This window comes from Streptomyces sp. NPDC086777, from assembly GCF_040702065.1.
GTDB lineage: Bacteria > Actinomycetota > Actinomycetes > Streptomycetales > Streptomycetaceae > Streptomyces.
Genome location: NZ_JBFBJI010000045.1, coordinates 1 through 19,518, shown reverse-complemented (window position 1 = coordinate 19,518; position 19,518 = coordinate 1). Strand labels below are relative to the sequence as shown.

At 72.6% G+C, this 19,518-nt stretch carries 17 protein-coding genes; 8 read left to right on the top strand and 9 right to left on the bottom strand.

Translation table 11 applies throughout. The features are described 5' to 3' along the window. Nucleotides 1–112: 112 nt before the first annotated feature. The 4 genes from AB0472_RS39225 to AB0472_RS39210 form a co-directional block, all read right to left on the bottom strand. Nucleotides 113–1,231 carry an LLM class flavin-dependent oxidoreductase gene (locus AB0472_RS39225; RefSeq protein WP_366364010.1) on the bottom strand — a complete coding sequence of 373 codons (1,119 nt, stop codon included), beginning with the start codon at nucleotides 1,229–1,231 and terminating at the stop codon, nucleotides 113–115. A gap of 98 nt (nucleotides 1,232–1,329) precedes the next feature. After that, nucleotides 1,330–2,100 (bottom strand): SDR family oxidoreductase, encoded by a 771-nt coding sequence (locus tag AB0472_RS39220; RefSeq protein WP_366364009.1) that lies wholly within the window; start codon nucleotides 2,098–2,100, stop codon nucleotides 1,330–1,332. A 9-nt stretch (nucleotides 2,101–2,109) separates the two neighbouring features. Continuing rightward, nucleotides 2,110–3,033 carry an LLM class F420-dependent oxidoreductase gene (locus tag AB0472_RS39215; protein ID WP_366364007.1) on the bottom strand — a complete coding sequence of 308 codons (924 nt, stop codon included), beginning with the start codon at nucleotides 3,031–3,033 and terminating at the stop codon, nucleotides 2,110–2,112. Continuing rightward, entirely contained in the window at nucleotides 3,030–4,265 is a 1,236-nt protein-coding gene (locus AB0472_RS39210; protein WP_366364005.1) for an amidohydrolase family protein, read from the bottom strand. Before AB0472_RS39210 ends, AB0472_RS39215 begins: the two co-directional genes overlap by 4 nt. Nucleotides 4,266–4,308: 43 nt before the next feature. Between AB0472_RS39210 and AB0472_RS39205 the strand changes: the two genes are divergently transcribed. From AB0472_RS39205 to AB0472_RS39195, 3 genes are all read left to right on the top strand, one after another. Next, entirely contained in the window at nucleotides 4,309–4,440 is a 132-nt protein-coding gene (locus tag AB0472_RS39205; RefSeq protein ID WP_366364003.1) for a hypothetical protein, read from the top strand. Between the two features lie 113 nt (nucleotides 4,441–4,553). Beyond that, a complete protein-coding gene (locus tag AB0472_RS39200; protein WP_366364001.1) occupies nucleotides 4,554–7,502 on the top strand; it encodes a BTAD domain-containing putative transcriptional regulator in 2,949 nt (982 codons plus the stop codon). A 208-nt stretch (nucleotides 7,503–7,710) separates the two neighbouring features. After that, nucleotides 7,711–7,923, top strand: coding sequence for a hypothetical protein (locus tag AB0472_RS39195; protein ID WP_366363999.1), 213 nt, complete (start codon nucleotides 7,711–7,713; stop codon nucleotides 7,921–7,923). Between the two features lie 84 nt (nucleotides 7,924–8,007). On the opposite strand, the gene AB0472_RS39190 is transcribed toward AB0472_RS39195, so the two are convergent. Next, nucleotides 8,008–9,564: a FadD3 family acyl-CoA ligase gene (locus AB0472_RS39190; protein WP_366364092.1), complete on the bottom strand. Its 1,557-nt coding sequence runs from the start codon at nucleotides 9,562–9,564 to the stop codon at nucleotides 8,008–8,010. Between the two features lie 108 nt (nucleotides 9,565–9,672). On the opposite strand from AB0472_RS39190, the gene AB0472_RS39185 reads away from it, so the two are divergent. Genes AB0472_RS39185 through AB0472_RS39175 form a run of 3 tightly spaced genes read left to right on the top strand, consistent with a single transcriptional unit; the run spans nucleotide 9,673 to nucleotide 12,021 of the window. Next, nucleotides 9,673–10,836, top strand: coding sequence for a lipid-transfer protein (locus AB0472_RS39185; RefSeq protein WP_366363997.1), 1,164 nt, complete (start codon nucleotides 9,673–9,675; stop codon nucleotides 10,834–10,836). Between the two features lies 1 nt (nucleotide 10,837). Beyond that, nucleotides 10,838–11,251, top strand: coding sequence for an OB-fold domain-containing protein (locus tag AB0472_RS39180; RefSeq protein WP_366363995.1), 414 nt, complete (start codon nucleotides 10,838–10,840; stop codon nucleotides 11,249–11,251). Then, nucleotides 11,248–12,021, top strand: coding sequence for an enoyl-CoA hydratase/isomerase family protein (locus tag AB0472_RS39175; RefSeq protein ID WP_366363993.1), 774 nt, complete (start codon nucleotides 11,248–11,250; stop codon nucleotides 12,019–12,021). The genes AB0472_RS39180 and AB0472_RS39175 overlap by 4 nt, the downstream gene beginning before the upstream one ends. A 303-nt stretch (nucleotides 12,022–12,324) precedes the next feature. Here the strand turns inward: AB0472_RS39175 and AB0472_RS39170 are convergent, their stop codons facing one another. Both AB0472_RS39170 and AB0472_RS39165 read right to left on the bottom strand, forming a co-directional pair. Continuing rightward, nucleotides 12,325–14,667, bottom strand: a complete 2,343-nt coding sequence (locus tag AB0472_RS39170) for a serine/threonine-protein kinase (protein ID WP_366363991.1) — start codon at nucleotides 14,665–14,667, stop codon at nucleotides 12,325–12,327. A 199-nt stretch (nucleotides 14,668–14,866) separates the two neighbouring features. Further along, on the bottom strand, nucleotides 14,867–15,601 hold the full coding sequence (locus tag AB0472_RS39165) for a VOC family protein (protein ID WP_366363989.1): 735 nt from the start codon (nucleotides 15,599–15,601) through the stop codon (nucleotides 14,867–14,869). A 122-nt stretch (nucleotides 15,602–15,723) separates the two neighbouring features. Here AB0472_RS39165 and AB0472_RS39160 point away from each other — a divergent pair, with 122 nt between their 5' ends. Continuing rightward, a complete protein-coding gene (locus AB0472_RS39160; RefSeq protein WP_366363987.1) occupies nucleotides 15,724–16,371 on the top strand; it encodes a TetR family transcriptional regulator in 648 nt (215 codons plus the stop codon). 66 nt (nucleotides 16,372–16,437) lie between these two features. Here the strand turns inward: AB0472_RS39160 and AB0472_RS39155 are convergent, their stop codons facing one another. Further along, nucleotides 16,438–16,890, bottom strand: a complete 453-nt coding sequence (locus AB0472_RS39155; RefSeq protein WP_366363985.1) for an Lrp/AsnC family transcriptional regulator — start codon at nucleotides 16,888–16,890, stop codon at nucleotides 16,438–16,440. A gap of 82 nt (nucleotides 16,891–16,972) precedes the next feature. Between AB0472_RS39155 and AB0472_RS39150 the strand changes: the two genes are divergently transcribed. After that, complete coding sequence (locus AB0472_RS39150) at nucleotides 16,973–17,593, top strand: LysE family translocator (protein WP_366363983.1); 621 nt, start codon at nucleotides 16,973–16,975, stop codon at nucleotides 17,591–17,593. 15 nt (nucleotides 17,594–17,608) lie between these two features. Here the strand turns inward: AB0472_RS39150 and AB0472_RS39145 are convergent, their stop codons facing one another. After that, on the bottom strand, nucleotides 17,609–19,267 hold the full coding sequence (locus AB0472_RS39145; RefSeq protein WP_366363981.1) for a tannase/feruloyl esterase family alpha/beta hydrolase: 1,659 nt from the start codon (nucleotides 19,265–19,267) through the stop codon (nucleotides 17,609–17,611). Nucleotides 19,268–19,518 lie beyond the last annotated feature (251 nt).

Here is a 19,518-nt window from a genome sequence, read left to right as displayed (position 1 = left end):
TTCCAACACGGGGACTTGCCCTACCTGAAGGGGCGCTGGGGGTACCCCCGGCCGAAGGCCGGGGGAGGAACTGCGCGACCAGCCACACCGCACCCGCACCCCGCAACGGCGATTACGCGGCACCCCGGAATCGGGTCGTCCGGTGCACCGGATCCGTGTCGATCTTCGGAATCACGTGCTCCCCGATCAACCGGATCGTCTGCAGCGTCTCCTCCTTCGGCACCCCCACCGGCAGCCCGAAGCTCAGCTGGTCGGCCCCGGCCTGCTCCCACCGCTTGCACTGCCGCAGCACCTCGTCGGGGTCGCCGCAGATCAGCAGCTCCTCCTCGACGAGCAGCTCCACGAACTCCGGCGTGTACTCCGGCAGCGTCTCCGGCCACACCGGGAACCCCTCGGGCCGCGGGAAGGTGTCGTGGTACCGGAACACCAGCGAGGGCAGGTAGTGCAGCCCCCCGGACGCCGCGATCCGGATCGCCTCCTCGTGCGTGGGCGCGCAGATCGCCGTCGTCGTCACCATGACGTTGTCGTTGACGAAGTCCCCGACCGGCTCGGCGTTCACGATCGCGGTCTTGTACTGCTCAAGCACCCACTCCATGTCGGAGACCTTCTGGATGCTGAACCCGAGCACCCCGAGTCCCTTCTTCGCCGCCATGGCGTACGACGGCGGCGACCCGGCCGCGTACCACATCGCCGGGTGCGACTTGCCGTACGGCTTGGGCAGCACCTTGCGCGGCGGCAGCTGCCAGTGTTTGCCCTGGAAGCCGACGTACTCGTCCTGGAGCCACATCTTGGGGAACTCGGCGATGGTCTCCTCCCAGATCTCCTTGGTGTAGTTCATGTCGGTCACACCAGGGATGAACCCGAGGATCTCGTGGGAGCCGGCGCCGCGCCCGCTGCCGAACTCGAAGCGGTTGCCCGTGAGGTGGTCGAGCATGGCGACCTTCTCGGCCACCTTCACGGGGTGGTTGACCTGGGCGAGCGGGTTGAAGATCCCGGAGCCGAGGTGGATCCGCTCGGTGGCGTGCGCGAGGTAGCCCAGGTACACGTCGTTGGCGGACAGGTGCGAGTACTCGTCGAGGAAGTGGTGCTCGGAGGCCCAGGCGTACTTGAAGCCGGACTGGTCCGCCTGGATGACGTACTCGGTCTCCTCCATCAGTGCCTTGTGCTCGGCCAGCGGGTCGGTCTCGGCTCGCTTGCCCACGTATCCCTGTACAAAGAGCCCGAATTCCAAGGCGGTTCACCGTCCCATATTTTCTGACGCTCCGTCAGATACCTTTCGTTGGCCGACTGTCGCACCGGCCGCCGTCATCGTCAATAGCTGACGAATCGTCAGATGACACTGACCCCCGCCAGCCAGCCCCCGTCGATCACGAACGGCTGCCCGGTGATGTACGACGAGTCGTCCGAGGTCAGGAAGAGCGCCAGCCTGGCCACCTCCTCCGCCCGCCCGATCCGGCCCAGCGGCACGAGCTTGCGGTACAGCTCGTCCAGCGCGCGACTCATCTCCGCCGGGTCGGCGGTGGGGTCGAGCCGCGCCGGGTTGGACATCGCGGTGTCGATCGCGCCCGGGCAGATCGCGTTGACGCGGATCCGCCGGTCGGCGAGTTCCAGCGCGGCGACCCGGGTGAGGCCGAGCACGGCGTGCTTGGTGGCCGCGTAGGTGCCGACCGCGGCCATGCCCGTCAGCGCCGTGTAGGACGCCGTGTTGACGATGGTCCCCCCGTCGTCCAGTTCGGGCGCGACCGTCTTCATGCCCAGGAAGCACCCGACCTGGTTGACCTGCACGACCTGCATGAACTCTTCGAGGGGCGTGTCCACGAGCGCGTTGAACCGCAGGATGCCGGCGTTGTTCACCAGCCCGTCGAGGCGGCCGTACGCCCGCTTCGCGGCGGCGACGGCGGCCTGCCACTGCTCCTCCACCCCCACGTCCAGATGGACGTAGTGCGCCCCGATCTCCTTGGCGAGCGCCTCGCCCAGGTCGTCCAGCACATCCGCCACGACCACGCTCGCGCCCTCCGCGACGAAGAGCCGCGCCTCCTGCTCACCCTGCCCGCGCGCCGCCCCGGTGACGATGACGACCCGCCCGTCCAGCTTGCCCATGCCACTCCCTCAGCTCAGAAGGGGCGCGACGTCCGCCCCGAACGCCTGGATCTGGTCGATGAGTTCGGCCCGGCTCCGGCTGCGGAACCGCACCTGGATCTGGTGCACGCCCATCGCCCCGTACGCCCGCAGCGACTCGGCGAGAACCTCGGGGGTGCCGCTGAGCGTGCGGCGGCCCACCGCCCAGTCGGGCGTGCCGACGTACAGCGGCTCGGTGATCGCGCCGACGGTGAGCGGTGCCTCGACGCCGGCCTCCGCGCGCAGCCGCAGCAGCCGTTCGATCTGCGCCGGGAGCCGGTCGCGCGGGTCACCCTGCGGCAGCCAGCCGTCACCCTTGAGCGCGGCCCGCCGCACCGCGGCCGGCGACGACCCGCCGACCCACACCGGCACCCGCTCCTGGGCGGGCCGAGGCCGCTGCCCGAGGCCCTCGAAGTCGTAGAACTTGCCGTGGTGGGAGGGGAACTCGTCCGGGCCGAGCGCGGCGCGCAACGCGTCGATCCCCTCGTCCAGCACCGCCCCGCGCTGCCCGAAGTCCACCCCCAGCACCTCGAACTCCTCCCGCACGTGCCCGGCCCCGACGCCGAGGACAAGGCGGCCGCCGGAGAGGTGGTCGAGGGTCGCGTACTGCTTGGCGGACAGGAGCGGGTGCCGCAGCCCGACGACGGCGACGTGACTGAGCAGCCGCACCCGTTCGGTCACGGCGGCCAGGTGGGCCAGGGTGGCCACCGGGTCGTACCAGACCGTGCTCATGGCCCCGGCCAGCCGGTGCGGGATCGCCACGTGGTCGCAGACGGCGAGGTAGGCGAAGCCGGCCCGGTCGACGGCCCGCGCGATCTCGACCAGATCGGCGGCACCCGCCCCGGCCTCCCAGGGCTCGGCGTACATCGTGGACTGGGACTGCACCGGGAGCTGGATGCCGTGGTCGAGACTCACCGCGGACCGCCCCACAGCCCGTCCGCCGTCAGCCCCAGCAGTTCGATCGCGTTCCCGCGGACGATGCGCTCCACCACGTCCGGGGTCAGGTGGCCCATCTGGGACTCGCCGACCTCCCGTGACTTCGGCCAGGTGGAGTCGGAGTGGGGGTAGTCGGTCTCGTAGAGGACGTTGCCGACGCCGATCGCGTCGAGGTTCCGGAGGCCGAAGGCGTCGTCGAAGAAGCAGCCGTAGACGTGCTCGGCGAAGAGTTCGGAGGGTGGGCGGGTGACCTTGTCGGCGACGCCTCCCCAGGCGCGATTCTCCTCCCAGACCACGTCGGCGCGCTCCAGGATGTAGGGGATCCAGCCGATCTGGCCCTCCGCGTACATCACCTTCAGGTTGGGGAAGCGCTCGAACTTGCCGCTCATCAGCCAGTCGACCATCGAGAAGCAGCAGTTGGCGAAGGTGATGGTGGAGCCGACGGCGGGCGGGGCGTCGGCGGAGGTGGAGGGCATCCTGCTGCTGGAGCCGATGTGCATGGCGACGACGGTGCCGGTCTCGTCGCAGGCGGCGAGGAAGGGGTCCCAGTCGTCGGTGTGGACGGAGGGCAGCCCGAGGTGCGGGGGTATCTCGGAGAAGGCGACGGCGCGGACCCCGCGGGCCGCGTTGCGGCGGACCTCGGCGGCGGCCAGCCCGGCGTCCCACAGCGGGATCAGGGCGAGGGGTATCTGGCGGCCCCGGGCCAGCGGGCCGCACCACTCCTCCACCATCCAGTCGTTGTACGCCTGGACGCAGAGCAGGGCCAGTTCGCGGTCCTTGGCCTCGGTGAAGGTCTGCCCGCAGAAACGGGGGAAGGTCGGGAAGCAGAGCGCGGACTGGACGTGGTTGACGTCCATGTCGGCGAGCCGCTGCGGCACGTCGTACGACCCCGCCCGCATCTGCTCGTACGTGATCACTTCGAGCTTGATCTCGTCGCGGGAGTAGCCGACGGCGGTGTCGAGGCGGGTGAGGGGGCGGTGCAGGTCCTCGTAGATCCACCAGTCGCCGACGGGGCCGTCCTCGCCCGGCCTGCCCATGACCGGCTTGAACCGGCCGCCGAGGAAGGTCATTTCCCTGAGCGGGGCCCGGACGATGCGCGGCCCGGTGTCCAGGTACTTCTTCGGGAGGCGGGACTGCCAGACGTCCGGCGGCTCCACGGTGTGGTCGTCGACGGAGATGATCAGCGGGAAGGTGCCGTCCTGGGTGTCCATGGCGCTCACGGTAGCGCCAATCTGACGAACCGTCAGCTATGGGATGACGGTTCGTCAGGCGCGCGTGACCCACCTCGTGCGGACGTTCGCCGGATCCGGCACCAAGGAGGCCGACCTGCACGCGGAATCGTTACGCCAGGAGTCGGGCCTGCTGAGGCGGGCCGCCGCCGTGTGAAGACCGTGTGGACCACCGCGTGCCGCCCTGTGATCGGCGTCTCCCCCGGCTGACGCGACCCGCCCGGACAAGGCAGACTGACGGGGTGAAGCGGGATGTCTAGGGGGACCGGCATGGACGGTGGACCGCGGGTGCCGGAGCAGCGGCGAGCCTCCTCCGCGACGGAGGCGGCGGCGTTGCGCTTCAGTGTGCTCGGCCCGGTGCGCGCCTGGCGGGCCGGGGAGCCGCTCAGCACCGGCTCCCCGCAGCAACGTGCTCTGCTCGCCGCGCTGTTGCTGCGCGAGGGCCGGACCGCGACCGCGGCGGAGCTGATCGACGCGCTGTGGGGCCCCGAGCCGCCGTCGCAGGCGCTGGCGGCGGTGCGCACGTACGCGTCCCGGCTGCGCAAGATCCTGGACCCCGGGGTCCTGGCCAGCGAGTCCGGCGGGTACGCGGTGCGCGGGCTGGGCGAGGGCGCGCTGGACGTGGCGGTCGCGCAGGACCTGGCGGCCGAGGCGGAGAAGGCGAAGAGCGCCGGCGACCTGCACCAGGCACGGGAGGTGCTCGCCCGCGCGCTGGCCCAGTGGGACGGCGAACCGCTGGCCGGGGTGCCGGGCCCGTACGCCGAGGCCCAGCGGGCCCGGCTGGAGGAGTGGCGCCTGCAACTCCTCGAATCCCGACTCGACATGGATCTGGAGCAGGGCTGCCACGCGGAGGCCGTCTCCGAGCTGACGGCGCTCACCGCGGCCCACCCGCTCCGCGAACGCCTCCGTGAGCTCCTCATGCTCGCCCTGTACCGCAGCGGCCGGCAGGCGGAGGCCCTCGCGGTGTACGCGGACACCCGCCGCCTGCTGGCGGAGGAGCTGGGCGTGGATCCGCGCCCGGGGCTGCGCGACCTCCAGCAGCGGATCCTGCAGGCCGATCCGGCCCTGGCCGAACCCTCCTCGCCCGCGCCGGACCCTGCGCCCGCCTCGGTCCGCCCCGCCCAGCTCCCGGCCACGGTGCCGGACTTCACCGGCCGCGCCGCCTTCGTCACCGAGCTGAGCGAGGTGCTGGCGTCGGCCGAGGGCCGGGTGATGGCCGTGTCGGCGCTGGCGGGCATCGGCGGCGTCGGCAAGACGACCCTCGCGGTCCACGTGGCCCACCAGGCCCGGTCCGCCTTCCCGGACGGCCAGTTGTACGTGGACCTGCAGGGCGCGGGCCCGCGGGCGGCCGAGCCGGAGACGGTCCTGGGCTCCTTCCTGCGCGCCCTCGGCACCCCGGACTCCGGCATCCCCGACTCCCTGGAGGAGCGGTCGGCGCTGTACCGCTCGGTCCTGGACGGCCGCCGGGTCCTCGTCCTCCTCGACAACGCCAAGGACGCGGCCCAGGTACGGCCCCTGCTCCCCGGCACGGAGGGCTGCGCCGCCCTGGTCACCGCCCGGGTACGGATGGTGGACCTGGCCGGGGCGCACCTGGTGGACCTGGACGTGATGTCCCCGGACGAGGCGCTGCAGCTCTTCACGAAGATCGTCGGCGCGGAGCGGGTCGCCGCCGAGCGCGAGGCCGCCCTGGACGTGGTGGCGGCCTGCGGCTTCCTGCCCCTGGCGATCCGCATCGCCGCGTCCCGCCTCGCGGCCCGCCGCACCTGGACGGTCTCCGTCCTCGCGGCGAAGCTCGGCGACGAACGGCGCCGCCTCGACGAACTCCAGGCAGGCGACCTGGCCGTGAAGGCCACCTTCGAACTCGGCTACGGCCAGCTGGAACCGGCCCAGGCCCGCGCGTTCCGCCTGCTGGGCCTGGCCGAGGGACCGGACATGTCGCTGGCCGCCGCGGCCGCCGTCCTGAACCTCCCGCAGGACAGGACCGAGGATCTCCTGGAGACCCTCGTCGACACGTCCCTGCTCGAATCGGCGGCACCCGGCCGGTACCGCTTCCACGACCTCGTACGGCTCTACGCGCGTGCGTGCGCGGAACGCGACGAACAACCCCCCAGCGAGCGCGAGGCGGCCATGTCCCGCCTGCTGGACTTCTACCTGGCAACGGCGGCGCGGGTGTACGCGATCGAGCGGCCGGGGGACCGCCTGGTGAACCACCTGGAGCCGACCTCCTACCCGGGCCTCGCCTTCGCCGACTCCAAGAACGCGGTCGACTGGCTCTACGCCGAGGGCGACTGCCTGCTGGCGTGTGTCCGGCAGGGCGCGGCCCTCGGCATGCTCAGGCGGGCCGTCGACCTGCTGTGGGTCGCCAAGGACCTTGCGGAGTCCGGCGCCAACTCGCACCGCTACGAGGCAACGGCCGTGGCACTGCGGGACGCGGCCCAGGAGCTGGGCGACGGCCGCGCCGAGGGCCGGGCGCGCACCGCGCTGACCAACGCCCTCCTGGTCTCCGACAAGTTCACCCAGGCCGACGAGGAGGCCCGGCTCGCGATCGGGCTCGCCCAGACCGCGGGGGACCTCGCGCCGCGCTGCTGGGCCCCGAACGACCGCGGGATCATCGCCCTCTACCAGGGACGCAACGACGACGGGGAGCGGCACCTGCGTGAGGCGATCGACAACTACCGCGCCGACGGCAACCTGCCGGGCGAGGCCAGCGCCCTGTGCAACCTTTCCCGGATCCACGTCAAGCTGGGCCGGCTGACGACCGCGGTCGAGCTGGCCGGGCGGGGACTCGCCATCTACGACCAGCTCGGCCTGACCGTGCGCGTCGCCAACGCCCGCCTCGCCCTCGGGATCGCCCTCAGCGCGGCGGGGCGTACGTCCGAGGCCCTGGAGCAACTCCAGGAAGCCCTGCGGCTCTTCCAGGAGAACCGGCAGCGCCTCTGGGAGGGCACGGCGAACTTCCGTATCTCCGAGGCACATCTCGCGGGCGGGCAACTCGCGCTGGCCGCACGGCACGCGGAGCAGGCCCTTGCCCTGCAGGTCATCGGAGGTGACTGGATGCGGGCCAACGTACTGACCACGTTGGGACAGGCCCTCGACCAGCTGGGGCAGACCGACCGCGCGCGAGCGTGCTGGAGCGAGGCGCTCGCCGTCCACGAGAAGTTCGGGGCGGCCGAGGCCGAGCAGGTGAAGGCCCTTCTCAGGCCGACCGCGGCGGCCTGAGGAAACGGACGAACGGCACGTTCATCGTTTGTTTATGCCCGCACGGCATTCTCATGGGTGCCAGACCGTCGCGTCGGGGGGCAGACGGCTCGGCACCTGGCCCCACCATCTAGTGTGAGCGGCCTTGACAGGTCCGTCCGGCGACACCCGGGGGAGTCGCCGGACGGACCCGTCGTCATCTCAGACGTTCAACAGAAAGGTGCCGACGATGACCGAAGCATCGAAGAAGCCGAAGATCGCCACGCTGGAGAACCACGCCGGCAGCCCGGACGACGGTTCCTCGACGGTGGAGCCGCTGGAGAACCACGCGGGCAGCGTCACGGAGGGCGAAGTCGTCAAGCCGCTGGAGAACCACGCCGGCCTCCTGCCGGAAAGCGTCGTGACGACCCTGGAGAACCACGCCGGTTCCGAGAAGGCGTGACGCTCACCCACGACGGGGATCGGCCGCGGCGGCGCGGAGGGGAAGCCGTCGCGGCCGTGGCGTGTTCGCGTGCCGATCGCTGGTCTAACGAGCCCGCAACTCCCCCTTCACCACCTTCCCGCCGGCATTCCGCGGCAGCTCCGGCACGAACTCCACCTCCCGCGGCACCTTGTAGTTCGCCATCTCCCGTCGTGCCCAGGCGATCAGGTCGTCGGACGTGAGGAGTGCGCCCCGGCGGCGGACCACGAAGGCCCTCCCCACCTCGCCCAGGCGGGCGTCCGGGACGCCGACGACCGCCACGTCCGCCACATCGGGGTGCAGGCCGAGGAGTTGCTCGATCTCCGCCGGATAGGCGTTGAAGCCTCCGACGATGAACATGTCCTTGAGGCGGTCGGTGATGCGGAGGTTCCCGGCCGGGTCCAGGACGCCGACGTCCCCCGTACGCAGCCAGCCGTCCGCCGTCAGCGTCTCGGCGGTGGCCGCCGGGTCCTCGAAGTAGCCGCGCATCACGTTGAAGCCGCGGACCAGCACCTCCCCGGTCTCGTCCACCCGCACCTCGGTGCCGGGGATCGCGCGGCCCGACGTCGAGGCGATCACCGTCGGGTCGTCACCCCGGCGGCACATGGTCACGATCCCGCTCGCCTCGGAGAGGCCGTAGGCGGTCAGGACCGTCTCGACGCCGAGTTCGCCGCGCAGCCGCTCGACGAGGAGCAGGGGTACGACGGCCGCGCCCGTCACCACCAGGCGCAGGGCGGAGAGGTCGTGGGCGTCCCGGGCCGGGTGGTCGAGGAGGGACTGGTGGAGGGTCGGGGGGCCGGGGAGGACCGACACCCGCTCCGCCGCCACGTTGGCCAGGACCGTCGCCACGTCGAACACGGGCTGCGGGATCATCGTCGCCCCGCGCATCAGGCACGCGATCACACCGGCCTTGTAGCCGAAGGTGTGGAAGAAGGGGTTGACGATCAGGTAGCGGTCGCCGGTGCGCAGACCCGCCAGGTCGGCCCAGATCTCGTACCCGCGCAGGGTCTGCGCATGGGTGATCATCGCGCCCTTGGGGCGACCGGTCGTACCGGACGTGAAGACGATGTCGGACAGGCAGCCGCCGTCCAACCCGGCCGAGCGGGCGGTGACCTCACCGGCGCCGACACGCTCCCCGGCCGCCAGGAAGTCCTTCCAGGTGCGGAAGCCGACGGGCGCGTCCTCCGACAGCACCACCACGTCCCGCAGGGACGGCAGTCCCGGCAGCGGGCCGCTGCCGTCCCCCTCCCCCGCCGCCCTCCGCAGCGACGCCACGTACGAGGTCCCGAGGAAGGTCCCGGTGACGAACAGCAGCCGGGCCCCGCTCCTGCGCAGCACGTCGGCCGCCTCCGCGCCCTTGAAGCGGGTGTTCAGCGGGACCAGCACCCCGCCCGCCGACACGGCGCCCAGCGCCGCGACGATCCAGTCCAGGGAGTTCGGCGCCCAGATACCGACGCGGTCACCCGTCCCGACACCGGCGGCCAGGCAGGCGGCCGCCGCCCGTTCCACCCGGGCGCCCAGTTCGGCGTACGTGATCCGGGTACGGCCCTCCACCACCGCCTCGACGTCCGCGTACCGCTCCGCCGCCGACCGCACCAGTCCCGGAACGGTCCCCCACTCCATGTCACCGCGCACAACCGGCCTCCCCGGACGCATAGCTGACTGTCCGTCAGATTAGCTGTAGCCTGACGACCTGTCAGCAAATGGTGACAGCCGTGGAGGTGCGGGCACATGGCCGGTCTCAGAGGCGTCAAGGACGCCACCGCCGTCGTCGGGATCGGGCAGACCCCCTTCGCCAAACGGCTCGACGAGGACGAGAAGACCCTCGCCTGCCGGGCCGTCCTCGCCGCCCTCGACGACGCCGGCATCGCGCCCGGCGAGGTCGACGCGCTCGCCTCCTTCACGATGGAGGAGACCGACGAGGTGGAGCTGGCCAAGGCGGTCGGGTTCGGCGACCTGACCTTCTTCAGCAAGGCGGGGTACGGCGGGGGCGGCTCCTGTGCCACGGTCGCCCACCTCGCCGCCGCGATAGCGAGCGGCCAGGCCACCGTCGGCGTCGCCTGGCGGTCCCGGAAGCGCGGTTCCGGCCCCCGCCCCTGGACCAACACCACCGTCCAGCTGCCGACCCCCGCCCAGTGGACCCGCCCCTTCGGCCTGCTCCGGCCCGCCGACGAGATAGCCATGCTCACCCGCCGCTACATGCACGAGTACGGCGCGACCCGCGACCACCTCTTCAACGTCGCCCTCGCCTGCCGCAACCGCGCCAACCAGAACCCGGCCGCCGTCATGTACGACCGGCCCCTCACCCGCGAGATGTACATGACCTCCCGGTGGATCAGCGAGCCCCTCTGCCTCTTCGACAACTGCCTGGAGACGGACGGCGCGCTCGCCTGTGTGGTGGTGAGCAGGGAGCGGGCCCGGGACTGCCGGCAAACCCCCGTCTACGTCCACGCGGCCGCCCAGGGCCTGCCCGCCCAGCACCACGGCATGGTCAACTACTGGAACGACGACCCCCTCACCGGCCCGGCCTGGACCGCCGCCCGGCACCTGTGGAAGCACGCCGACCTGACGCCCGAGGACGTCGACGTGGCCCAGATCTACGACGCGTTCACCGCCCTCGTCCCGCTCTCCCTGGAGGGGTACGGCTTCTGCGGCCGCGGGGAGGGCGGGGCCTTCACCGAGCAGGGCGCCCTGGAGATCGGCGGGCGGCTGCCGGTCAACACCGGTGGCGGGGGCCTCAGCGAGGCCTACGTGCACGGGTTCAACCTCATCACCGAGGGCGTCAAACAGCTGCGCGGCACCAGCACCGCCCAGGTGCCGGGGGCCACCACCTGCCTGGTCACCGCGGGCGAGGGCGTCCCGACCTCCGCCCTCCTCCTCACCAACCGGAGCTGACATGCTGCGACCGGTCACCGACACCGACGGCGCCCCCTTCTGGGAGTACGCGGCCCGCGGCGAACTCCGCGTCCAGGCCTGCGCCGACTGCGGCGAACCCCGCTTCCCGCCCCGCCCCTGCTGCCCGCACTGCCAGTCCTTCGCGAGCGGGTGGCGGCCGATGAGCGGGCGGGGCCGGATCTGGTCGTACGTCGTCCCGCACCCGCCGCTGCTGCCCGAGTACGCGGCGCAGGCGCCGTACAACGTGGTGGTCGTGGAGCTCGACGACGCGCCCCGGGTACGGCTGGTGGGCAACGTGGTGACGGAAGCCGGGGCGCCGCTCGGCTCCCTGCCCCCGGACCGGATCCGGATCGGCGCCCGGGTGCAGGCGGTCTTCGCGGACGGTCTGCCGCAGTGGGTCCTGGAGCGGCCGTGAGCCTGCGGCTGGACGCGGACAAGGAGAGCGGCATCGCCGTCGTCACCCTCGACCGACCCGAACGCCTCAACGCCATCGACCTCGCGACGGCCGCCGAACTCGCCTCCACCTGGCGGGCGTTGCGCTTCGACGACGCGGTGCGGGCGGTCGTGCTCACCGGGGCCGGCGGGCGCGCCTTCAGCACCGGGCTCGACCGGGACGCCGTGGTGCCGCAGCCGTCCTCGCCGTACAGCCAGGACGACCCGCTGATCGCCGTCGGGCCGAAGGCGAACGACCTGTGGAAACCGGTGATCGCCGCGGTGGCCGGGATGGCCTGCGGAGGGGCCTTCTACCTCATCGGCGAGTGCGACTTCGTCGTCGCCGACGAGACCGCGGCCTTCTTCGACCCGCACACCTCCTACGGCATGGTCAGCGCGTACGAGTCGGTGCTGATGGCGCAGCGGATGCCGTACGGGGAGGTGGCCCGGATGGTGCTGATGGGCAACGCCGAGCGGATGGGGGCGCGCAGGGCGTACGAGGTGGGGCTGGTGTCCGAGGTGACGCCCGCCGGGGAGGCGCAGGCGGCGGCCGTGCGGTGCGCGACCGTCATCGCCGGGTATCCGACGGAGGGCGTGCAGGGCAGCGTGCGGGCGCTGTGGGCGGCGAGGGGGGCGGACCGGGACCGGGGGTGGGCCCAGGCACCGCACCTGATCACCCTGGGCAACCTGCCGGCCGAGCGCCAGACGGAACTGTTCACCGACCGCACGCGCACGTCACCGCACATCCGCTGAGCCGCCGACCGCCCAGGAAAGCGCCGACGGCTGCCGCCGGGCGACTGCGGGTGCGCGGGGGCTGATCGCGCAGTTCCCCGCGCCCCTGAAGGGGCGCCGATGCAGCGCCCCCTTTCTGTTGGGGCCACGGGAAACTGCGCGCCAAACCCCCACCCATCCGCAGCCACCCGCCGACCGAACCCGGCACACGGGCCACCCGCACATCTCCACCACCGGGGCGACAGCAAACCCAGGGGCGCGGGGAACTGCGCGACGAGCCCCCGCCAAGCCACGGTGGCCCTGCGACCGGCCCCACCACGGCGCTCAGGCGGTCCGGGCCGTACCGGTGCCCTTCTCGGCGTCCAGGGCATACACGCACCGGTCCTTGCTGCACGCGTACACCACCCCGTCCCGCACCACCGGCGACCCGGTGATCTCCCCGCCGGTGGCCAGCTTCCACCGCAGCCGGCCGTCGTCGGCCTTCAGCGTGTACAGCAGGTGGTCCGTGGACCCGAAGTGGATGCGGCCCTCGGCCACCACCGGGGCGCCCACCACGTCGCCGCCCGCCTGGAAGCGCCACTTGGGCGTGCCGGTGACCGCGTCGAGCGTGTACAGGCCCTTGCCGCTGCCCACGTGGACGTGGCCGGCGGCCACCAGGACCGGCTCGATCGAGGCGCGGGCCTCCGTCGCGATGCGCCAGCGGTCGCGGCCGTCGGTGGCGTCGAGGGCGTAGACGGTGCCGAGGTAGTCCGCGAGGTAGATCCCGCCTCCGGCGACCGCGGGACCGGGCACGTAGGTGGGCGGGGAGAGGAAGACGGCCGGCGCCTCGAAGTGCCAGCGGACCCGGCCGCTCGCGGTGTCGAGGGCGATGACGCGGGTGCCCGCGGAGGCGTAGACGAAGCCGTCGTCGGCGTGGGTGAGGCGGACCGGGACGCCGCCGCAGGAGGCCGCGTCGCCGATGGGGTAGGACCAGCGTTCGTCGCCGGTACGGGCGTCCAGCGCGCGCAGGCGCGCGTCCTGCCAGACGTAGACCCTGCCGTCGTGCAGGCAGGGCCCGGACTCGGGGGCCTCGAAGTCGGTCTGCGCGCCGGCCAGCTCCCAGAGCTTCTGCCCGTTGGAGGCCTCCCAGGCCTGCACGCCGCCGCCCCGGGTGCCGGTGACGAGGGTGCCGCGGTCGGCCTTGAGGGAGTACACCCAGGCGTCGGTGGACAGCCGCCACAGGTCCCCGCCCTCGCGAGCCTCCAGGGCGAACAGGGTGGGGCCGTCGGAGGCGTGGACCCGGCCGTCGGCGACCGCCATGGACCAGGCGACGTCGCGGGTCTTGAAGCGGCGGCGGCCGGTGGCCACGTCGAGCGCGTGCACCTCGAAGGAGGTGACGTAGACGAGGTCGCCGTCGACGGACGGGGTGCCCCAGACGTCGTTGGACATCCGGAACCGCCAGGGCCGCCAGCCGGCGGCCGTCTCCGGGGGCAGGGCGGGAACCGCCGGAACGGCCGGGTCGGCGCCGTTGACGCCGGGGTGCGGGCGGGACCAGCTGGCCACCAGGCCGGCCTCGGGCGGAGGTGCCTTCACGGCGGCGGCGCGGGCGTCGGCGACGCGCGGTCCCGGGCCGATCGGCACCGGGGCGCCGGCGAGGCGGACCGGGCCGGTGTCGGGGGCGCCCACCGGGACGGGACCGGGGACCACCGGGTCGTAGGAGGGCGGCGGCGGGACGGCGAGGCGGCCCGCGCTGCGGCCGCCGGAGGGGCCGGCGGAGGGTTTGACGGCGGGGCGGCCGCCGCGGCGGGACTCGATCAGCCCGACCGCCTTCTCGGGCAGCCAGGCGGACGCCGTACCGCTGTCGTCGGAGCCGGAGCCGAACAGGTGGGGGGCGAGCTGGGCCTGGAGGTCGGCCGGGTTGGGGCGGGCGGTGGCGTCCATCTGCATGCAGGACTCGATGAGGGGACGGAGTTCGTCCGGGAGTCCTTCGAGGTCCGGGCCCTCACGCAGCAGCATGAAGACGGTCTCGACCGGGTTGGCGCCGTGGAAGGGCGGGTGACCGGTGGCGGCGAAGACGAGCATGGAACCGAGGGAGAAGACGTCACTCGCGCCGGTGACGCTGCGGGAGTCCTTGGCCTGCTCGGGGGACATGTAGGCGGGGGTGCCGACCGCGACGTTCGTCATGGTCAGCCGGGTGTTGGAGACACCGGACGCGATACCGAAGTCGATCACCCGGGGGCCGTCCTCGACGACGAGGACGTTGGACGGCTTGAGGTCGCGGTGCACCAGCCCGGCGCCGTGGATCGACTGGAGTGCCTCGGCGACGCCCGCGGCGAGCCAGCGGACCGCCTGGGCCGGGAGCGGCCCGCAGTCGTTCACTATCTCCTCGAGGGAGGGCGCCGGCACGTACGCGGTCGCCAGCCACGGCACCGCGGCACGCGGGTCGGCGTCGACGACGGCGGCCGTGTAGAAGCCGGAGACCGCGCGGGCCGCCTCCACCTCGCGGGTGAAGCGGACCCGGAACAGCTGGTCCTCGGCGAGCTCGGTCCGTACCGTCTTGATCGCCACACGCCGCCCGGACGCCGAGCGCGCCAGATAGACCAGCCCCATGCCGCCGGCCCCCAGCCGTCCCAGCACCTCGAACGGCCCGATCCGCCGCGGATCGTGCTGCGTCAGCTGATCCACCACTTGCCTGCCACCTCCCCGTACGGGCCCCGTCCACCCACATATGTACGCGACCCCGTGCAGCGTCTCACCACCGCACCGCCATGGCGGCACGCACCCCGATTCTTCCTGGCCCGGGCACAGGTTGCGAACCCGGCGACGAATCGGGGTGTCTCATGACAAAGTGAGACATTTGTCCGCCAAGGCCCGCATGTTTCCGGCCTCAGCGTTCCAGCAGCGCGAAGAACGCCCCTTGATTGTCGGTCACGACGGCCGCTTTTCCGTACGACGTCTCGAAGGGCGGCGTCTGGACCCGGCCGCCCAGCTGCTGCACGGCCAGGGCCGCGGCCGCCACGTCCCCGGTGCGGAAGTGGACGACGAACTGGGACGGCATCCCGGCCGCGAACACCTCGGTCACCGGGGCTCGGCCGAAGTCCGGCTCGGCGTCGGCGCCGAAGAGGGCGGCGGTGAAGAGCCGGCCGTAGAAGACGTTGGCCGCCTCGAGGTCGTTGGTGTAGAGCTGCGCCCAGGCGAAGGTCCCGGGGGCGTGCCGGACGCCGAAGCCGGGGTGGCCCGCGGCCTGCCAGAGGCCGAAGACGGCGCCGGTGGGGTCGGCGGCCAGGGCGGCGGTGCCGAGGTCGCGGACGGGTACGGGGTCGTTGACGACCTGCCCGCCGGCGGCGACCACCCGGCGGGCGAGGTCCCGGGCGTCCGGGGTCGCGAAGTACACCGTCCATACGGTGGGCATCCGGCCGTCCCGCTTCCGGGCCAGCCGGGCGACGGCCGCGCCGTCGAGGAGGGCCCACACGGCCTCCGGGCCGGCGTCCTCGAAGGTCCACCCGAAGAGGCCGCCGTAGAACCGCTTGCCCGCCTCGACGTCGGGGAGCTGTACGTCCACCCAGCAGGGGACGCCCTCCGCGTATCCCGTCGCGTATCCGGATGCCCTGTTTTCGGCCATGTCGTCAAAGTAACCGCCCGGCCCGCACCGCGCAGACCAGCCGCACCGGCCCCTATACACCCGCGCACCCCATTTGCAGTCGGCCGAATCGCGCTCCGATCACCCCTCGGTAAGCTGACGGCATGACAGGACAAGTGCGTACCGTCGACGGCCGCGTGGCCGGCCGGCGTGGGCAGGCGACCCGGCAGAAGCTGCTCGACTGCCTCAGCGAGATGCTCAGCTCCTCCCCTTACCGGGACGTCAAGGTCATCGATGTCGCCCGGAAGGCGGGCACTTCGCCCGCGACCTTCTACCAGTACTTCCCGGACGTCGAGGGCGCCGTCCTGGAGATCGCCGAGCAAATGGCCACCGAGGGCGGTCAGTTGACCGAGCTCCTCGCCGGGCGCTCCTGGGTCGGCAAGGCCGGCTGGGCGACCGCGCAGGAACTCGTCGACGGTTTCCTGGAGTTCTGGCGCAAGAACGACGCGATCCTGCGCGTGGTCGATCTCGGAGCGGCCGAGGGGGACAAACGGTTCTACAAGATCCGTATGAAGATCCTGAACTCGGTCAACAACTCCCTGACCGACTCCATCACGGAGTTGCAGTCCAAGGGCAGGGTCGACAAGGACGTGAACCCGGCCGCGGTGGCCGGTTCGCTGGTCGCCATGCTCGCGGCCGTCGCCGCGCACCAGAAGGGCTTCCAGAGCTGGGGCGTGAAGCAGGCCGAACTGAAGCCGAACCTGGCGCTGTTGGTGCATCTGGGCGTGACCGGCAAGAAGCCGACGAAGTAGTCGCACCCCGGGTCCTGTCTGGCAGGCGGTGGTTCCCGCGCAGCGGGTGAACCACCGCCTGCCGCCCTAAGCCGGCAACGGCCGGTCCCGCACCACGTGCTTCATCACCAGCGTCGAGGTGAGGCGCTGTACGCCCGGCAGGGTCGCGAGCCGCTCGTCGTAGAGCCGCTGGAAGGCGGCGAGGTCGGCGGTGGCCACCCGCAGCAGGTAGTCGGGTTCACCGAACAGCCGCTGCGCGTCCAGTACATGGGGGATCTCCGCGAGCGCCCGCTCGAAGTCGGCGACCGTGTCCCGGTCCTCCTGCCGCATGGAGACGAAGACCAGCGCCTCGAAGGTCAGCCCCACCGCGGCCGGGTCCACCACCGCGCGGTACCCGCCGATCGCCCCCGACCGCTCCAGCTCGCGCAGCCGCCGGTGACACGGCGAGACGCTCAGCCGCACCCGCCCGGCCAGCTCGGTCACGGTCAGCCGCCCGTCCTGCTGAAGCTCGGCAAGGATTTTCCGGTCCACGTCGTCCATGAGCAAGATTCTCCCCCGAAACCGGTACTCGCGAGCAAATTTCGGAAACACTTTCGGGACAATCGCACCTAATGTCCCTCCCATGGACACCGGACTCCTGCTCTCCTTCCTCGCCGTCGACCTGCTGCTGGTGTGCGTGCCGGGCGCCGACTGGGCGTACGTGATCGCCGCCGGGGTGCGCGGCCGCTCGGTGCCGCGTGCGGTCGCGGGCCTGGTCGCCGGGTACGCACTGCACACCGCGCTGGCGGTCGCGGGCCTCGCGGTACTGGTCGCCCGGTCACCGCGGCTGCTCACGGTCCTGACCGTGGCCGGCGCCGGATACCTGCTGTGGCTGGGCTGGGGCGTACTGCGCCGCCCGACGGTCCCGCGGGAGGCCGAGGGCGCAGGAGAGGTGGGGGCCGGACCGCGGGGTTTCCGGCGGGGCGCCGCGATCAGCGGCCTGAACCCGAAGGGGCTGCTGCTCTACCTCTCGGTGCTCCCCCAGTTCCTGGTCACGACGGGCACCCACCTCCCCGTGGCCGCCCAGACCGCCGCCCTCGGCGCCCTGCACATGGCCGCCTGCGCCGCCGTCTACCTGACCGTCGGCGCCCTCTCCCGCGTCCTGCTGGCAGCCCGCCCCCGTGCCGCCCGCGCGGTGACCCGCACCTCGGGGGCGGCGATGCTGGGCATCGGGGCACTGCTGCTGGGGGAGCGGCTGTTCTAGCCGCTCCCCGGCCTCTCAGCGCCGGTCGAGGACGGTGGTCGACTGCGCGGCGAGGTCGGCCGGCACGCTCGTCCGGGTCCTGCACGAGGCGCCCGCGCCAGGGGCGGTGGCGGTGTCCGGGTAGGCGCAGACCGTGCGCTCGGTGCCCGGGGCGGGGCCCTTCTGGTCGAAGGACTCCGGGACGCTGCCGTGCTCGGTCCACGCCTCCAGGGCGTCCAGGAGCCGCGACCGCGCGTCGGTGGTGCCGGCGAGGTCCGGCTCGGTGTGGCCGACGCCCGGGAAGTAGAAGGTGCGGACGAAGGAGCGGGTGCCCGGGACGCCGTATCGGCCGAACAGGCGCTGCTGGTAGTTGTAGGAGTTGAACGGCACGATCAGGGGGTCCTCGGTCCCCGCGTAGAAGAGGATCCTGCCGTTGTTCCTCCGGACCCCGGACAGGTCGGTGCTGTCGGTGGCGGCGGTCCGCTCGAACTTGCGGTACGACGCCTCGAAGAACCGCGGGAAGTCCTCCATGGTCAGGTTCCTGCGCCAGTCGTAGTCCGGGTCCTGCTCCAGCCAGTTGCGGAGGTACGTCTCGATCAGCGGGCTCATGGTGTTCCCGCCGGGCAGCAGGACCGAGAAGGTGGCGCCGCGGGTGATGCCGCCCCACAGCCGGTTGCCGTCGGCGTCGCGCGGGCCGTCCCAGATGAGGTCGATCGCCTCGGCCTCCGCGGGGGTGAGGCCCTTGACCTCGCGGGCGTCGAAGGTGCAGCGGCGGGGGTCGGCGACGACCCCGTCGATGACGCCGTCCTCGGGGTCGCAGGCGGCGACGGCGGCGGCACCGGCGGCGGCGCTCTTGGCGGGTGACAGGCCGGCGGGGCCGAGGAGTTCGTTGACGACGACCGCGGGCCAGGCCTCGCCGATGATGAACCGGTTCCAGTTGACCGCCGGGTAGCCGAGCAGGAAGCCGTCGTACTCGTCGCCGTACTTCTGGGCCATCTGCCAGCCCTGCCGGCCGCCGGTGGAGCCGCCGACCCAGTAGTTCCGCCGGGCGGCCCGGCCGTAGTAGGTCTTCGCGAGGGAGAGCGCCCAGACCGTCTGCAGGTGCAGGCTGCGGTCGATGAAGTCGTCGACCTGCCGGGTGTTCAGCCTCCCCGAGGGGGACAGCACGAAGCCGCCGCCGGCCTCGCCGCAGCCGGGCTGGGCGTTGGCCTCGCCGGTCCTCGGGTCGGTCGCGTCGCACCAGGCGGAGCTGTGGCCGGTGTCGGTGACCGAGCCGACCTCGCCGCGCCGGACGGCTTCGCCGAGGTCGCCGAGGTCACCGGCGTACCCGCCGCCGCCCGTGTTCAGGACGCGGCCGTTCCAGGCGCCCGTGTAGGTGCCGCCGGTGCCGGCGTCGGCGGTGCTGAGCGGGAGGGTGACGCGGACGTTGACGGCTCGGGTGGGCACGAGGTCGACCCGGCAGTACGCCGGGAGCGTCCCGGAGGCCGGTACGACCTCGGAGCTGATGCTCTTGAGGTGGGAGCCGGCGAGCACCGTCCGCGCGAGGTCGGCGCAGCCGGGCCCGGCCGCCGGGGCGCCGTTCCCGGCGCCGGCCGGCTGCGCGGCGAGCGCGGACAGCGTCACGGCGCTCACGAGGCAGGCCGCGAGCCGCGATCTGGCGGGACGCTGGGGCGCGAGCGGTTCACGTGTGGTCATTCGTCGGCCTTTCGGGGGCGGGAATGCTCAACGCGCCACTCCAGCGTCCGGTCACGCACCGGAACACCACGTGCGCCGCACCGCGAACCACCCGACGCACCCCCCGACGGCGGTATGCCCCACCGGGGCCGGCCCCATGTTCGGCCGCGGGCCCGTCGTGGCTGATCGCGCAGTTCCCCGCGCCCCTGAAGGGGCGCTGCACCAGCACCCCGACTTCCAGGGGCGCGGGGAACTGCGCGAGAAGCCACCAC

Coding starts and splice junctions, on each gene's coding strand:
- AB0472_RS39190 (WP_366364092.1), bottom strand. CDS start 9,564: ATGGAGTGGGGGACCGTTCCGGGACTGGTGCGGTCGGCGGCGGAGCGG.
- AB0472_RS39145 (WP_366363981.1), bottom strand. CDS start 19,267: ATGACCACACGTGAACCGCTCGCGCCCCAGCGTCCCGCCAGATCGCGG.
- AB0472_RS39210 (WP_366364005.1), bottom strand. CDS start 4,265: ATGGACACCCAGGACGGCACCTTCCCGCTGATCATCTCCGTCGACGAC.
- AB0472_RS39160 (WP_366363987.1), top strand. CDS start 15,724: ATGACAGGACAAGTGCGTACCGTCGACGGCCGCGTGGCCGGCCGGCGT.
- AB0472_RS39195 (WP_366363999.1), top strand. CDS start 7,711: ATGACCGAAGCATCGAAGAAGCCGAAGATCGCCACGCTGGAGAACCAC.
- AB0472_RS39155 (WP_366363985.1), bottom strand. CDS start 16,890: ATGGACGACGTGGACCGGAAAATCCTTGCCGAGCTTCAGCAGGACGGG.
- AB0472_RS39185 (WP_366363997.1), top strand. CDS start 9,673: ATGGCCGGTCTCAGAGGCGTCAAGGACGCCACCGCCGTCGTCGGGATC.
- AB0472_RS39150 (WP_366363983.1), top strand. CDS start 16,973: ATGGACACCGGACTCCTGCTCTCCTTCCTCGCCGTCGACCTGCTGCTG.
- AB0472_RS39180 (WP_366363995.1), top strand. CDS start 10,838: ATGCTGCGACCGGTCACCGACACCGACGGCGCCCCCTTCTGGGAGTAC.
- AB0472_RS39205 (WP_366364003.1), top strand. CDS start 4,309: ATGACGGTTCGTCAGGCGCGCGTGACCCACCTCGTGCGGACGTTCGCC.
- AB0472_RS39220 (WP_366364009.1), bottom strand. CDS start 2,100: ATGGGCAAGCTGGACGGGCGGGTCGTCATCGTCACCGGGGCGGCGCGC.
- AB0472_RS39165 (WP_366363989.1), bottom strand. CDS start 15,601: ATGGCCGAAAACAGGGCATCCGGATACGCGACGGGATACGCGGAGGGC.
- AB0472_RS39200 (WP_366364001.1), top strand. CDS start 4,554: ATGGACGGTGGACCGCGGGTGCCGGAGCAGCGGCGAGCCTCCTCCGCG.